We start from the raw sequence: 14,521 nt of genomic DNA on the forward strand, positions 1-14,521 counted from the left end.
GTTGTTACTTGAGGGTAACTGTAAGAATGGAGCCATGACTTCCGCCGCTGCCTTCCCCGCCCCTGTTGTCCTGTGGTCCAAGCCCGAGGAGGAACGCGCCGGCAAGCCGCTCCTGGTCCTGCTGCACGGCTACGGCGCCAACGAATCGGACCTTATGAGCCTCGCGGACCTGCTGCCGCAGGAATTCGTGGTCGCCTCGGTGCGCGCCCCGATGGTGTCCGGCGCCGGCTTCACCTGGTTCCCGCTGACCGCCTCGATCGACTACAGCCTCGACGCCGTCAAGGATGCTGCCGCGTATGTGGAGGACTGGCTCGACGCGGTCCGGCCGAACCACCAGTCCGTGACGCTGCTGGGCTTTTCGATGGGGATGGCCCTGGCCACCAGCCTGCTGCGCCGGCGGCCCGCTGACTATGCCGCCGTCGTCGGGCTGTCCGGTTTTGCGGTCGACGCCGGCGGTGACCCCAGCTTCCGTGACGCCGACCTGGACGGGACCGTGCCGGTGTTCTGGGGCCGCGACCAGCAGGATCCGGTGATCACGCCCGACAAGGTCGAGTTCACCATGGGCTGGGTCCGGAAACACGTGAAGCTCACCAAGGTGCTCTACACCGGCATGTGGCACGGCATCAACGAGCAGGAAATCGGGCACGTCTCCGAGTTCCTCACCCATGAGGTGCTCAACAAGTAGGTGCCTCGATAAACAGGTCCGTCAACACTGAGGTTGACGGCCCGGTCAGGCTCCGGCGGGTGTGCTGATCCGCACGGTCCGGCCATTGACCGTCACGGTGTCGCCGTGGTGAAGCTGGCGGCCGCGGCGTTCGTCGATCTCACCGTTGACTTTGACGAGGCCGCCCTTGATCAGCTCGGCCGCCTCGACGCCGTCCTCGACCAGGCTGGCGAGTTTCAACAACTGCCCAAGCCGGATCATGTCGTCGCGGATGGGGATCTCTTCAATTTCCTGGTTGCTCATACCAGCAATGATGCCTGACGTAAGGTGGCCACAATGACGCACACGCCCCGGCTTCCGTACCTCGCGGGGCTGCCCCTCGCGGTCGCGGCAGGCCTGTTGATGCCGCTGCAGGGCAGGATCAACGGCGCACTGGCGCTGGCGCTCGCCGATGGAATTGCCGCCTCTGTGGTGAGTTTCACGGCGGGACTGGTGCTGATGGCCGCCATTTCGGTGGCGGTGCCCAGCGGCCGCGCCGGGCTGCGGCAGATCCTTCCGGCCCTCCAGGAGCGCCGGTTCCCGCCTTACTACGTTCTTGCCGGATGCATCGGTGCGTATTTCGTCTTCGCGCAGACGTTCACCATCGGACTGCTGGGTGTGGCCCTCTTCACCGTTGCCACCGTGACCGGGCAGACCCTCAGCGGGTTGTTCGTGGACCGGATGGGGATCGGTCCCGGCGCCCGGAGATCCATCACCGGGATCCGGGTGGTCAGCAGCATCCTTACCGTTGCCGCCGTCGCCTGGGCGGTGTCGCCGCGCCTCGCCGGCAACGGTCCGGGCCCGGCGGAGCTGCTGGTTCCGCTGCTCCTCCCGCTGCTGGCGGGGTTCCTGATGAGCTTCCAGCAGGCCATGAACGGCACCGCCGCCATGCACTACGGCTCGCCCCTCGCCGCGACCGTGGTGAACTTCGTGACCGGCGGCGTTCTGCTCTGGGCCGCCTGGCTGGTCAAGATTGCCATTGCCGGACCCGGCAACCCGCTGCCGGCGGAGTGGTGGTACTACCTGGGCGGGCCGCTGGGCAGCGTGTTTATCGTCGTCGCCGCCCTGCTGGTCCGCAGCCTGGGCGTCTTGGTGACTGGGCTCGGCATGATCGCCGGGCAGCTGCTGGGCTCGCTGGGGCTGGACTTGGCGTTCCCGGTGCCGGGAACCGTGGTGGGGCTGCCCACAATATTCGGAACCCTGCTGACGCTGGCCGCCATTGTGCTCGCCAGCCTGCCCTGGCCGAGGGGCGCCCTGGGGCAGCGCCGTTGAGACGGCTCCGTCGAGGCAGCGCCGGAAGCCGGCAGGCCGGTAGGCTAGGAGGCGCACCTTCCTGCGCCGCCATCAGTGAGCAATCGCTGTTTGCTGTGTGCGGGCGGCTTTGTGTTTAAGTCTTGCGTTATTGGCAGTGTCCCGTCCGGCAACCAGCCGGTGTTCCGGGGCTGAGACCACGGACCGCACCCAGCGGCCCTGTAGAAACTGGAGTTAGTTCCCATGGCAGCAAAATCCGTCCTCGACCAGATCATTTCCCTCGCCAAGCGCCGGGGTTTCGTATTCCAGGCCGGTGAAATCTATGGCGGCTCGCGTTCCGCCTGGGACTACGGGCCCCTGGGTGCCGAGCTCAAGGAAAACATCAAGCGCCAGTGGTGGCAGTCCGTGGTCCGCGGCCGCGAAGACGTTGTCGGCCTGGACTCCTCCGTCATCCTGCCCCGCCAGGTCTGGGAAGCGTCCGGCCACGTCGACGTGTTCTCCGACCCGCTCGTCGAGTGCCTTTCCTGCCACAAGCGCTACCGCGCGGACCACCTCGAGGAAGAATACGAGGAGAAGAAGGGCCGCCCCGCCGAGAACGGCCTCAAGGACATCGCCTGCGCCAACTGCGGTACCCGCGGCGAATGGACCGAACCCCAGGAGTTCTCCGGGCTGCTCAAGACCTACCTCGGCCCGGTGGCCAGCGAGGAAGGCCTGCACTACCTGCGCCCGGAAACGGCCCAGGGCATCTTCGTCAACTTTTCCAACGTGCTCACCACCTCCCGCAAGAAGCCCCCGTTCGGCATTGGCCAGATCGGCAAGTCCTTCCGCAACGAGATCACGCCGGGAAACTTCATCTTCCGCACCCGCGAGTTCGAGCAGATGGAGATGGAGTTCTTCGTCGAGCCCGGCACCGATGAGCAGTGGCACCAGTACTGGATGAAGGAACGGATGTCCTGGTACACCTCCCTTGGCATCCGGGAAGACAACCTGCGCTTCTTTGAGCACCCGCTGGAGAAGCTCAGCCACTACTCCAAGGGCACCACGGACATCGAGTACCGCTTCGGCTTCCACGGCTCAGAGTGGGGCGAGCTCGAAGGCATCGCCAACCGCACGGACTTCGACCTGTCCACCCACTCCAAGGCGTCCGGCCAGGACCTGAGCTACTTCAACCAGGCCACCAACGAGCGCTACACCCCGTATGTGATTGAACCGGCGGCCGGTCTGACCCGTTCCTTCATGGCGTTTATGATCGACGCGTACACCGAGGACGAGGCGCCCAACGCCAAGGGCGGCGTCGACATCCGCACCGTGCTCAAGCTCGATCCGCGTCTGGCGCCGGTCAAGGCAGCGGTGCTGCCGCTGAGCCGCAACGAGGACCTGTCCCCGAAGGCCAAGGACCTCGCCGCCCAGCTGCGCAAGAGCTGGAACATCGAGTTCGACGACGCCGGCGCCATCGGCCGCCGCTACCGCCGCCAGGACGAAATCGGCACCCCGTTCTGCATCACCGTGGACTTCGAGACCCTGGACGACCAGGCCGTCACGATCCGCGAACGCGACACCATGAGCCAGGAACGTGTCTCCCTGGACAAGGTGGAGGGCTACCTGGCCGCACGGCTGATCGGCGCCTGATCGTGGCGATCACCTACCGTGAATGGCGTGACGGCGATGACCTGGCGCTGCTGGAAATGTGGGGCGGGCCCGAAACCGAGCAGGCCCGGCAGTTCCGCGGCACCCTGGCACCCTCGGGCAACGCGCCGTGGCGGCGCTGCATCGTGGCCGAGGACGTCGTCGACGGCGTGGCGATCCCGGTCGCGGCCGGCGTGGTCCACGAAGCCTCGCTGCACCCGCAGCGGCTGTGGGCCTACGTCGAGGTCGACCGGCAGCACCGCCGCACCGGCGTCGGATCCACGCTGCTGACCATGCTGCGGCACGAAGCCGCGCAGTCGCCGTCGGGCGTCTCCCGGCTCCGGACCAAGGTGGAGCCGGGCACAGCCGGCGCGGCCTTCGCCGAGGCGGCGGGCCTGGCCCCGATCCAGCGTTCCCGGCTCGTCGTCGTGGAGCCCGGGTCGCTCAAGCTGCCCGTCTTCGGGGACGGCTCGGAGGCTGCCGCCGCCGAGCAGGTCGAGGACCTCGCCACCGGCTCGGTGGAGCTCAGCGACGTCGTCGGCCGGTACTACACGGCCGTTCACGCCTGGGACAGCCCCGGCGAGCTCGGCATCGGCACAGTCCAGCGTTTGTTCCTGGACGAACTCAGCGGAGCGCACGGCGCGATCGTGCTGCGGGCGCCGAAAGCCAGTGCCTTCGGCCAGGGCGTGCCGGCCAGCCGAAAGGGCCAGCTCCAGGCCTTCGCGATCAGCTACGCCGCGCTTGCCCCCGCCGGGGATTCGGCAGGGCAGGCCGCCGCAGGACAAGGCACAGCAGGGCGGGGCACAGCAGGGCAGGGCACGGCAGCCTCCGGCCGGCCAACCGACGTGTTCCTGGGCCACGAGCCCAAACTCGACGCGGACCAGGCCCGGGCCGCCGTCCGGGACCTGCTGGCACTGATCGCGTTCAACCACCCCGTGGTGCTGGAACTGGACGACTCGATGGAGGCGCTGCGCGCCGTCGTCGAGCCCCTGCTGGAGAGCGGCCAGGCCCGCCTCCAGGGAGCCGAAACCCTGGTGGTTTCCGACCCGGCCTAGCCGTCCGTTAACGCAGTAACGCAGCCGCCCCGCAGTAGTTTTGCTACTGCGGGGCGGCTGCGTTAAGGCGTCAAGCGGGTGAACCGGTGCGGGCTACTTCCCCGGCGGCATTACCGGCGGAACGAAATCGAACGTCATCCCCAGCAGCCAGACGAGCAGCAGCACCACCGGCAGGTGGAACACGAACTGCAGGAACGTGAAGCCGACCAGGTCCCGGGCCCGCAGCCTGAGCACCGCCAGCAGCGGCAGCATAAAGAACGGGTTGATCAGGTTCGGCAGGGCTTCGGCGATGTTGTAGATCTGCACCGTCCAGCCGAGGTTCATCTGCACATCGGTGGCGGACTGCATCACATACGGCGCCTCGACCAGCCACTTGCCGCCGCCCGAGGGGACCAGCAGGCCCAGCAGGGCCGTGTACAGCGCAATCACGACGGCGAACCCGCCGCCGCTGCCGATCTGCGTGAAGAACTCGGCCAGATGGGCCGAGATCGTCATGCCGCCGTGGCCGGTGGCCTTGGTCAGGATCGCCGCCATCGCGGCGTACAGCGGGAACTGGACCAGGATGCCGGCCGTCGCCGGGACTGCCTTGGTGACAGCCTGCAGGAAGTTCCGCGGCGTGCCGTGCAGCACCAGGCCCAGGATCAGGAAGACCAGCAGGTACCCGTTGAGGCTGCTCACCACGGTCAGGAACGGCTTGGTCAGGAACTGCGAGACCAGCCAGCCGAGCGTCAGGACCCCGGCCAGGATGGGCAGGATCATGCTGAACTCCAGCCATTCGCCCGGGCGCGAGCGCGGCTCCGATTCGCCCGGTTCGTCATCCAGGTCGACGCCGAGATCCTGCGCGGTGCGGATGGATCCGCCCTGCGGTGCCGAGAAGTGCGCGATCACCGTGGTGAGCGCCATCAGGATGGCCAGGGTGAGCAGCGACTGCCAGGTGAAGATCGTGGTCCCGAAGTCCAGGATGCCGGTGATCTTCAGCAGGGCCGGCGGCAGCGAGGCCGCCGTGGCCTGCAACTGCGCCGCCGAGGAGGACAGACCGAGCGCCCAGACGGCACCAAGGCCCATGAAGGCCGCGGCGCCAAGCGCGCGGTAGTCCACGGTCAGGTCCTTGCGGCGGGCGATGGCGCGGGCCAGCAGGCCGCCGAAGATGAGGCTGAGGCCCCAGTTGAGGAAGGACACCGACATCGACATCAGGGCCACGAAGCTCACCGCGGTGCGGGCCGTCGCCGGGACGAGGGCCAGCCGGTTGATCAGCTTGGCCACGGGCGGGGAGGTCGCGACGACATAGCCCGTGAGCACCACCATGGCCATCTGCAGGGTGAAGGCGGTCAGGTCCCAGAACCCGTTGCCGAACGAGTCGGCGATGGACTGCGGCGAGGCGCCGATGGCCAGGGCGGCGACGGCGATGATGATGACGCCGGCCAGCGCGAAGATATAGGCGTCCGGGAACCACTTCTCGGTCCACGCTGCCATCCGCTGGGCAACGCGGGCCAGGCCGCGTTCTTCGCCGATGCCGCTTTTTGTCAGGACTGTGTTTGCCACAGGGGAGTCCCTCTCCATTGGGTGCGAATTTTGTACCCGTTGGAGTTTAGTGATGAAAATCTCGGAAACCGGGCTTATCGGCGCCGGCCGCCCGCGCGCCGCGGACCTTCCGCCTCGTCCAGGCGCCGCCGTTCGTCCTCGGTCGGTGCACCGCCGCCAAGGTCCGCCGGCATCCACCACGCGCCGGGTTCCGGCTTCAGCGGGAAGTCCGCGATGCAGGCATCAATGCCGGCCTGCAGCGCCGCACGCAGCAATTCGGTGGCGGGCCGGGCGTCGCGGGCCCGATGCACGATCATGGGTTCGCCGACATGGATCCGGACCGGGGCGCGCCAGGCACGGGCGGGGGAGAAGCCGTGCTGCCGGGTCATCAGCCGGTGGGCGCCCCAGATGGAGACGGGGATGATGGGCACGCCGGCCTCGGCGGCCATCCGCACGGCCCCCGTCCTGCAGTCGCGCACCCGGAAACTGCGGCTGACACCGGCCTCCGGCAGGATCGCGATGTACTCGCCGTCGCGGAGCCGGTCGACGGCGGCGTCGTAGGCGTCGGATCCCGGGCCGTACCCGACGACGACGTGCCCGGCGGCGCTGACCGCGGGCCCGGCCAGCCAGTGATCGGCGGCCGCCTGGGTGATCAGGAACCGCAGCCGGGTCCTGCTGTGCGACCACAGCAGGAGTTCCGCGAAGGCGAAGTCGAGGTAGCCGAAATGCGTCACGGCGATGACGGCTCCCCGGCCCGGGACGACGCGGCGGGAGGCGCCGTTCGGTGCATGGCCGCGGAGTGCACGGCCGCGGATGGCTCGGCCGCCAGGCTCCGGCGCTGGAAGGTGCTCCTGTCCGGTGACGATCACCCGAATCCGGAACATCCCGCGCAGCGCCTGCCCGGCGCGGACGATGACGCGGTAGAAGCGGTCGTTGGGCCGGGGCCGCCAGGGCATCTCAGCGCCCGCCTGGCTGCTGCCCGCCGGGCCGGGGCCCACTGCCCTGGGGCCGGCGCGGCGGCAGCGGCAGGAAGCCTGAGGTGGATTCCACATAGTCCTGGTAGCCGGGTCGGCCGGACATGGCCTTTTCGGTGAGCGGCTTGCCCGACTTGCCGGCGAGCAGCCAGATCATCAGGGCAGGGGAGAGGACGGTCAGCACGCCGGGCCAGGAATCAGCGGCGACGAGGAAGATCCCGGTCCAGACGGCCGCGTCACCGAAGTAATTCGGGTGACGGGTGTAGCGCCAGAGTCCGGTATTGAGCACGGTCCCACGCCTGGCCGGATCGGACTTGAACTGCCCCAGTTGCCAGTCGCCGACCGTCTCGAAGACGAAGCCTACGATCCAGAGCACCACACCCAGCCAGGCCAGCCAGCCGAGGCTTCCGGTGCTGAACATCCCCACCTGCACGGTGAGCGAAACGAAGAACAGGATCACGCCCTGCGGCAGGTAGACCTTGCGCAGGGCGTACACGTTGCGGGACCCGGGGGCCGTGGAGAGCATGTCCACGTACCGCGGATCCTCGTGGCCGCCGCGGGACCGGAGTCCGATGTGGAGCCCCAGCCGGATGCCCCAGACGGCCACGAGCGCCAGCAGCAGCAGCCGGCGGCCGTCGTCGCCGTGTCCGGCCGACAGCAGCCAGGAGATTGCGGCCACGACCACGAAGCCGAGACCCCAGACGGTGTCAATGACGGAGTGGCGGCTCTGGCGCACGGCAACGGCAAACGTCAAAACAAGCAGCGCGACGAGTCCCGCGGCCACCCACGGCAGGCTGGCAAGGAACGCGACTAACGGAAAGTCCGGCATCACAGCACCACCGGGAGGCTGGCGCCGGCGGCGGGAAGGAGGCTGCGGAACGTGTCCGTGCTGGACGGGAGTTCGTGCCCGGCGCTTCGGGCGAAGGCCTCGAGGATGAATCTGGTGGCCAGCGAGTTCCACAGGCCTACCCGGCGGACCATAAAGTGTCCGGCCCCCTTGAGGGAGACGTAGTCCACGGATTCCGCGACGCCCTCGGCGCGGCGGGCGTAGGCGAGCGAGTTCGCGGGGCTGGTCCAGCGGTCCCCGGTCCCGTGGACAATCAGGATGCGCCGGCCCGCCAGGGGTTCCACCGGGGTCCTGGCATCGAGCCAGGGTGCGAGGGCGACGACGGCCTGCACCTCCGGGTGGTCCGCGACGCAGAGCGCGGTCAGGCCGCCCATCGAGTGGCCGAGGAGAAAAATGGGAACGCCGGGGTGGTCGCGGCTGATGTGGGACAGTGCCCAGCGGGCGTCCTGAACGGGGGACATGTCCTTCCCGTTCCAGCCGCGGTACCGGTTCCGGAGGGTCCAGACGGCCAGCCCGTCAGACCCGGCGCCACTGTGGAGGGCGCGGGCGAACGGGAGCATCCGCGCCGGGCTCAAGTGCCCGCCGCGGACGGATTCGTAACTGTTGGAGCGTCCGCCGTGCAGGACCAGGGCGACTCCCCGGGTTGTCCCGCGGGCCCCTGCGATGCTCAAGACGGCCTTCGCAGCGTCGCCGGGACCGCCCGTACCAGCGTCGCGGTCGTCTGTCTTCCGTATGGCCACGCAGTCTCCTCCATCTTGTCCGTCAATTCCAACCATAGGGCGCTGGGCCCGCATGTCCATTGAGCATTCGGCGCGGAGACGCCCAAGGATGGGACCGCTGACTGGTCCAGTCCGGATCCTCTTGACGGAGCCGGGCCGGAAGAGTAGTCCTGTGCTCGTAAACCTCCGGACTCCTGCCGGCTGGGAGCACGGGCCACCGTCCGGATCGGGTCTCATCACACATTTTCCCCGATACAGAAAATGAGACGGTACAGGACATGAACGGAAACAGCTTCGACAGTCTGCGCGGGCAGGTCCGCGGGCAGGTCATCACCCCTGGCGACGAGGACTACGACGCCGCGCGGGCGGTCCACAACGGGATGATCGACAAAAAACCGGCCGCCGTGGTCCGGGTATCCCAGGTGGCCGATGTCATTGCCAGCGTCAACTTTGCCCGGGACAACGCCCTGGACCTCGCCATCCGAGGGGGAGGGCACAGTGTCCCGGGCTTCGGGACCTGGGATGACGCGCTGGTCATCGACTTCGTCAACACCAGGGGGGTCCGGGTCGATCCGGCAAACGGCACGGCGAGGAGCGAGGCCGGCGCGACCTGGGCCGATTTCAACCACGCCACGCACGCCTTCGGGCTGGCGACGACGGGCGGGATCGTTGGTTCGACCGGAGTCGCCGGGCTGACCCTCGGCGGGGGCATTGGCTACCTGAGCCGCAAGTACGGGCTCAGCTGCGACAATCTCATCTCGGCCGACGTTGTCACCGCGGAGGGAAAGTTCCTGACGGCCAGTGAGAGCGAGAACGACGACCTCTTCTGGGCCCTGCGCGGCGGCGGCGGGAACTTCGGCGTCGTGACCTCGCTGGAATTCCGCCTGCACCCCGTGGACATGGTCCATTCCGGCATCATCGCCTACCCCCTGGAGCATGCCGAAACGGTAGCGAAGTTCTATCGGGACCACTTGGCGTCTGCGCCCGAAGAGCTGGGAGCCTTCCTGGGATTCGCCCTCGGACCCCCGGTGCCGTTCCTGCCCGGGGAATGGCATGGCAAGCCGGTCTGCGTGGTGGTAGGGATGTGGACCGGCGACCCGGCCGAGGGACCCGCCCGCTGGCAGCCCTTCCTCGATGCCGCCCCGGTGGCGGGCTCCATGGTGGCGCCGATGCCCTACCCGGTCCTGAACCAAGCCTTCGATGCGCTGCAGCCCAAGGGCCTCCAGGGCTACTGGAAGGCTGACTTCCTGCCGGAGCTCACTGACGGTGCCATCGAGGAGCACATCCGGCACGCGCCAACGATTCCGACCGTGCAGACCGGCGTGCACCTCTACCCCATTGACGGGGCGGTCCAGCGGGTGGGACCGACGGAAACAGCGTTCGCCAACCGGAACGTGAAGTTCTCGCCCGTCGTTGCCGCCCTCTGGCCGGACCCGGCCGACAATGACAGGAACGTCGCCTGGGTCCGCGAATATGCGGAGGCGCTGCGGCCGCACTCGGCCCCCGGCGGTTACATCAACTTCATGGATCGCGACGACCAGGGCAGGGTCGCGGAGAACTACGGGCCGAACTATCAACGCCTGCGCGAGGTGAAAGCCAAGTACGATCCGCAGAACCTTTTCCACGTCAACCAGAACATCACCCCGGCCTGACCGGACCGGGCGTGGCCGCGGCGGGCGCGGGAGACACCGGCGCACGTCCCGGCGTCGTGCGCCATAACGTGCGCCCGCCGCCGCCCCGGCGGCATGGGTCATAAGGTGCGGCCGCCGCCTGCCCGGTCATCAGAGCACCCCGAAACGCCGTAAAGTCTTCGGCATGAGGTTGAACTGCTGATGGGCGCCGGACATTCACACATCCCGCAGGGACACGCCGATCCGTCGCCCGAGGCGCTCGCCGCGCGGAAGAAGGCCAACCTCATCCTGGCCGCCATCCTGATCCCGCTGACGCTGCTGACCCTCGTGGCGATGGCCCTGCTCTGGCCCTCGGGCAGCAAGGAGGGGATTACCCTGGCCAGCCCCTATGCGGCCGCGCCGGGAGTCACGTTCGACACCGGAAAGATCCAGCGGGTGGTCACCGGAAGCTGCATGGACGCCCTCGGGCAGGGAGAGACCGGGACCGGGGCGGCACCGCAACAGGGAGCCGAGTGCACCTTTGCGTTCACGGACCCGGACAAGGGCGGCAGCCCCGTCAAGGTGGTCATCAACCCCGACGTCGCCAAATCCCATGGCGTGAAGGTCGGCGACAACATCCGCTACCTGAACCTCTCCAAGGCCCAGGGCGCCGAAGCCCAGGGCACGCCGGCCTATATCTTCGTCGACTTTGTCCGGACCCTGCCGATCATTTTCCTGGCCGTCCTCTACGCCGTCGTGGTGATCGCAGTGGCGCGCTGGCGCGGGCTGCGCGCGCTGATCGGGCTCGTGGGGGCCTACGGCGTGCTGGTGGCCTTCATGCTGCCGGGGCTGGTGGAGGGCAAACCGCCGCTGCTGCTGGCGCTGGTGGGATCGACCGTGATCATGATCGGGGTGCTGTACTTCGCCCACGGCTTTTCCGCCCGGACCTCGACGGCGCTGCTCGGCACCATGTTCGGGCTCGCGATAACCGCGCTGCTGGCAGCCTGGGCCACCGACGCCGCCAACCTCGCCGGCGTCGGCAGCCACGATTCCGCCACCCTCTCGAACATCTCGGACAATATTTCGATCTCCGGCATCATCCTGTGCGGACTGATCATCTCCGGCCTGGGCGTGCTCAACGACGTCACCATCACCCAGTCCTCGGCGGTCTGGGAACTGTGGGAACTGGCCCCGGAAACGTCCGCCCGGCAGCTGTTCACCTCCGCCATGCGGATCGGGCGGGACCACATCGCCTCCACTGTTTACACCATCGCCTTCGCCTACGCCGGCGCCGCCCTGCCGGTGCTGATCCTGGTGATGCTCTACGAACGGCCGATCGGTGAAGCGCTCACCAGCGCCGAGCTCTCCGAGGAAGTGATCCGCACGCTCGTAGGTTCCGTGGGGCTGGTCCTGGCGATCCCGGTCACCACGCTGATCGCGGTGCTGGTGGTCAAGGCAACGGGACTGAAGGCTGCCGGCGTCGGGCCGGCCCTGATCGGGCCCACCGGCAACGCCCCCGCGGCTGCCGCCCCCGCCGTCGTCGTCACTCCCGACGGCGCCGGCCCCCAGCGGGCGGCCGAGGCCCACCTGCGTCGGGTGGAGGACGCCGTCGCGCCCGCCGATGCAGCCAGTGAGGCGCCTACCGGGCGCCGTGGCCGCCGCGCCGCCGCGCGGGACTGACGCCGGTTTTCCACATAGCCGGCGCGGATCGGGCCGATTTGCCCGGCTTTGAGACAATGAACGGGTGACTGTTGTAGCTACCCCTCCCGCGCCCAAGCTGGAACTCCCGCCCCTGAAGCTCGGCCCCCTGACGGTGGACACGCCCGTGATCCTGGCTCCCATGGCGGGGATCACCAACTCCGCGTTCCGCAGGCTCTGCCGCGAATACGGTGGCGGCCTGTACGTCGCGGAGATGGTCACATCCCGCGCCCTCGTGGAGCGCACACCGGAATCGTTGCGCATCATTTCGCACGACGACGACGAAAAGATCCGGTCCGTCCAGCTCTACGGCGTCGACCCCGTCACCGTCGGCCAGGCCGTCCGGATGCTCGTCGAGGAAGACCGCGCGGACCACATTGACCTCAACTTCGGCTGCCCGGTGCCCAAGGTGACCCGGCGCGGCGGGGGATCGGCCCTGCCCTGGAAGATCGATCTGTTCACCTCGATCGTCCGGACCGCGGTCAAGGAAGCCTCCCAGGGCAACATCCCGCTGACCATCAAGATGCGCAAAGGCATCGACGAGGACCACCTCACCTACCTCGACGCCGGCCGGATCGCCCGCGATTCCGGCGTCGCGGCCGTCGCGCTCCACGGCCGCACCACGGCGCAGTTCTACTCCGGCCAGGCCGACTGGTCGGCGATTGCGCGGCTGCGCGAAGCCCTGCCCGACATCCCGGTGCTCGGCAACGGCGACATCTGGTCCGCCGAGGACGCCATCCGCATGGTCCGCGAGACCGGCGTGGACGGTGTGGTGGTGGGCCGCGGCTGCCAGGGCCGCCCCTGGCTGTTCGGCGACCTCATGGCCGCCTTCGAGGGCAGCGAGAAGCGGCACACGCCGGACCTGCGGAAGGTCGCGGAGAGCGTCTACCGGCACGCCGAGCTGATGGTTGAAACCTTCGGCGATGAGGGCAAGGCCCTGCGGGAAATCCGCAAACACATGGCCTGGTACTTCAAGGGCTACGTGGTCGGCAGTGAACTGCGGACCAAACTCGCGATGGTGACAAGCCTTGAAGTGCTCCGCGGGACCCTGGACCAGCTGGACCTGGATTCGCCCTACCCCGGAGGGGACGCCGAGGGCCCCCGCGGCCGCGCAGGTTCGCCGAAGAAGGTGGCCCTGCCCAAGGATTGGCTGCTGGACCGCACCATGGACGCGGAGCAGTCGCGCGAGATCTGCCACGCGGAACTGGACGTGTCCGGTGGCTGAAACCAGAACCACCGCCCCCGTGCTGGACGGCTACGTGGCCCGCGACACCGCCCGCTGGGTGGAGGAGCCGCCCAAGTCCACCTACCGCTCCGACTTCGAACGCGACCGCGCCCGGGTCCTGCACTCCTCGGCGCTGCGCCGGCTCGGCGCCAAAACCCAGGTCGTGGCACCGGACACCGACGACTTCGTCCGCACCCGCCTCACGCACAGCCTCGAGGTGGCCCAGGTGGGCCGCGAACTGGGCCGTGCCCTGGGCTGCGACCCGGACGTTGTGGACACCGCCTGCCTCAGCCACGACCTCGGCCACCCGCCCTTCGGGCACAACGGCGAATCGGCCCTGAACGAGGTCGCCCACGCGATCGGCGGCTTCGAGGGCAACGCGCAGACCCTGCGCCTGCTGACCCGGCTCGAGCCCAAGGTCCTCGCCCCCGACGGGCGTCCTGCCGGGCTCAACCTCACCCGCGCCAGCCTCGACGCCGCCGCGAAGTACCCGTGGTCGGCCGAGAACGCCCCCATCATCCACGGCGAGCGGACCAGCAAGTTCGGCGCCTACGAGGACGACCTGCCGATCTTTGACTGGATCCGCGAGGACGCCCCGGAGCGCCGCTCCTGCCTGGAGGCGCAGGTCATGGACCTCGCCGACGACATCTCCTACTCCGTGCACGACGTCGAGGACGCGATCGTCGCCGGGCACTTCCAGCTGCGCTGGATGGACAACCCGGACCACCGCGCCCGCGTCGTCGGGTATGCCAAGCAGTGGTACCTGCCACACAACGACCCGGCCGCGATCGACGCGGCCCTGGCCCGGCTGGAAGCCACCAGTGTGTGGGTCCGCGAAGCCGACGGCAGTCGCAAATCCATGGCAGCGCTCAAGGACATGACCAGCCAGCTGATCGGCCGGTTCTGCCAGAGCGCGCTGGCGGCCACCCGCACGGTGTACGGCCCGGAGAACCTGACCCGCTACAACGCCGAGCTGATGGTGCCGGACGAGACCGTGATGGAAATCGCCGTGATGAAAGGCCTGGCCACCACCTTCGTGATGACCACCGAGCACCGGCAGCCCATCTACGAACGCCAGCGCGAGGTCCTGCACGCCCTCGTCACGGCCGTGAGCGCCACCGGGGACCGCCACCTGGAGCCAATGTTCGCGGCCGACTGGCGCGACGCCGAGGACGAGGGCGGGCGGCTGCGCGTCGTGATCGACCAGGTCGCATCACTGACCGACGGCTCAGCGTTGGCGATGTACGAGCGGCTCGTGGGCAGCCTGCCGTCACTGTGGTGACCGGGGGAGT

Annotated in this window: 13 protein-coding genes; 8 read left to right on the forward strand and 5 right to left on the reverse strand. The window is 68.6% G+C overall.

The window, feature by feature from the left end; genetic code table 11:
* Nucleotides 1-34: 34 nt before the first annotated feature.
* Nucleotides 35-685, forward strand: coding sequence for an alpha/beta hydrolase (locus AC50YM_RS09210; RefSeq protein ID WP_494956647.1), 651 nt, complete (start codon nucleotides 35-37; stop codon nucleotides 683-685).
* A 45-nt stretch (nucleotides 686-730) separates the two neighbouring features.
* Here AC50YM_RS09210 and AC50YM_RS09215 read toward each other — a convergent pair whose 3' ends face one another.
* The gene (locus AC50YM_RS09215) at nucleotides 731-967 is read right to left on the reverse strand and encodes an RNA-binding S4 domain-containing protein (RefSeq protein WP_494956648.1); all 237 of its coding nucleotides are present in this window, start codon (nucleotides 965-967) and stop codon (nucleotides 731-733) included.
* A gap of 33 nt (nucleotides 968-1,000) precedes the next feature.
* On the opposite strand from AC50YM_RS09215, the gene AC50YM_RS09220 reads away from it, so the two are divergent.
* The 3 genes from AC50YM_RS09220 (at nucleotide 1,001) to AC50YM_RS09230 (ending at nucleotide 4,635) form a co-directional block, all read left to right on the forward strand.
* On the forward strand, nucleotides 1,001-1,975 hold the full coding sequence (locus tag AC50YM_RS09220) for a DMT family transporter (protein WP_494956649.1): 975 nt from the start codon (nucleotides 1,001-1,003) through the stop codon (nucleotides 1,973-1,975).
* Nucleotides 1,976-2,197: 222 nt separating this feature from the next.
* On the forward strand, nucleotides 2,198-3,583 hold the full coding sequence (locus tag AC50YM_RS09225) for a glycine--tRNA ligase (protein ID WP_494956650.1): 1,386 nt from the start codon (nucleotides 2,198-2,200) through the stop codon (nucleotides 3,581-3,583).
* Between the two features lie 2 nt (nucleotides 3,584-3,585).
* Nucleotides 3,586-4,635, forward strand: coding sequence for a GNAT family N-acetyltransferase (locus AC50YM_RS09230; protein WP_494956651.1), 1,050 nt, complete (start codon nucleotides 3,586-3,588; stop codon nucleotides 4,633-4,635).
* 93 nt (nucleotides 4,636-4,728) lie between these two features.
* Here the strand turns inward: AC50YM_RS09230 and AC50YM_RS09235 are convergent, their stop codons facing one another.
* From AC50YM_RS09235 to AC50YM_RS09250, 4 genes are all read right to left on the reverse strand, one after another.
* Entirely contained in the window at nucleotides 4,729-6,177 is a 1,449-nt protein-coding gene (locus tag AC50YM_RS09235; RefSeq protein WP_494956652.1) for a short-chain fatty acid transporter, read from the reverse strand.
* Nucleotides 6,178-6,251: 74 nt separating this feature from the next.
* Nucleotides 6,252-7,112 carry a lysophospholipid acyltransferase family protein gene (locus AC50YM_RS09240; RefSeq protein ID WP_494956653.1) on the reverse strand — a complete coding sequence of 287 codons (861 nt, stop codon included), beginning with the start codon at nucleotides 7,110-7,112 and terminating at the stop codon, nucleotides 6,252-6,254.
* 1 nt (nucleotide 7,113) lies between these two features.
* Nucleotides 7,114-7,959 (reverse strand): DUF1295 domain-containing protein, encoded by an 846-nt coding sequence (locus AC50YM_RS09245; RefSeq protein WP_494956654.1) that lies wholly within the window; start codon nucleotides 7,957-7,959, stop codon nucleotides 7,114-7,116.
* Complete coding sequence (locus AC50YM_RS09250; RefSeq protein ID WP_494956655.1) at nucleotides 7,959-8,717, reverse strand: alpha/beta hydrolase; 759 nt, start codon at nucleotides 8,715-8,717, stop codon at nucleotides 7,959-7,961. Before AC50YM_RS09250 ends, AC50YM_RS09245 begins: the two co-directional genes overlap by 1 nt.
* A gap of 257 nt (nucleotides 8,718-8,974) precedes the next feature.
* On the opposite strand from AC50YM_RS09250, the gene AC50YM_RS09255 reads away from it, so the two are divergent.
* The 4 genes from AC50YM_RS09255 to AC50YM_RS09270 all read left to right on the forward strand — a co-directional run bounded on the left by AC50YM_RS09255 (nucleotide 8,975) and on the right by AC50YM_RS09270 (nucleotide 14,511).
* Nucleotides 8,975-10,348: an FAD-binding oxidoreductase gene (locus AC50YM_RS09255; protein ID WP_494956656.1), complete on the forward strand. Its 1,374-nt coding sequence runs from the start codon at nucleotides 8,975-8,977 to the stop codon at nucleotides 10,346-10,348.
* Between the two features lie 180 nt (nucleotides 10,349-10,528).
* Nucleotides 10,529-11,986, forward strand: coding sequence for a YibE/F family protein (locus tag AC50YM_RS09260; protein WP_494956657.1), 1,458 nt, complete (start codon nucleotides 10,529-10,531; stop codon nucleotides 11,984-11,986).
* A gap of 64 nt (nucleotides 11,987-12,050) precedes the next feature.
* Entirely contained in the window at nucleotides 12,051-13,229 is a 1,179-nt protein-coding gene (gene dusB / locus AC50YM_RS09265) for a tRNA dihydrouridine synthase DusB (RefSeq protein ID WP_494956658.1), read from the forward strand.
* Nucleotides 13,222-14,511: a deoxyguanosinetriphosphate triphosphohydrolase gene (locus tag AC50YM_RS09270; protein ID WP_494956659.1), complete on the forward strand. Its 1,290-nt coding sequence runs from the start codon at nucleotides 13,222-13,224 to the stop codon at nucleotides 14,509-14,511. Before dusB ends, AC50YM_RS09270 begins: the two co-directional genes overlap by 8 nt.
* The last annotated feature ends 10 nt before the right edge of the window (nucleotides 14,512-14,521 follow it).

The sequence above is a fragment of the Pseudarthrobacter sp. RHLT1-30-1 genome (assembly GCF_059383415.1).

What these genes read in the sequence shown, in the direction of transcription:
- AC50YM_RS09210 (WP_494956647.1), top strand. Translation starts at nt 35, where the DNA reads ATGACTTCCGCCGCTGCCTTCCCCGCCCCTGTTGTCCTGTGGTCCAAG.
- AC50YM_RS09215 (WP_494956648.1), bottom strand. Translation starts at nt 967, where the DNA reads ATGAGCAACCAGGAAATTGAAGAGATCCCCATCCGCGACGACATGATC.
- AC50YM_RS09220 (WP_494956649.1), top strand. Translation starts at nt 1,001, where the DNA reads ATGACGCACACGCCCCGGCTTCCGTACCTCGCGGGGCTGCCCCTCGCG.
- AC50YM_RS09225 (WP_494956650.1), top strand. Translation starts at nt 2,198, where the DNA reads ATGGCAGCAAAATCCGTCCTCGACCAGATCATTTCCCTCGCCAAGCGC.
- AC50YM_RS09240 (WP_494956653.1), bottom strand. Translation starts at nt 7,112, where the DNA reads ATGCCCTGGCGGCCCCGGCCCAACGACCGCTTCTACCGCGTCATCGTC.
- AC50YM_RS09245 (WP_494956654.1), bottom strand. Translation starts at nt 7,959, where the DNA reads ATGCCGGACTTTCCGTTAGTCGCGTTCCTTGCCAGCCTGCCGTGGGTG.
- AC50YM_RS09255 (WP_494956656.1), top strand. Translation starts at nt 8,975, where the DNA reads ATGAACGGAAACAGCTTCGACAGTCTGCGCGGGCAGGTCCGCGGGCAG.
- AC50YM_RS09260 (WP_494956657.1), top strand. Translation starts at nt 10,529, where the DNA reads ATGGGCGCCGGACATTCACACATCCCGCAGGGACACGCCGATCCGTCG.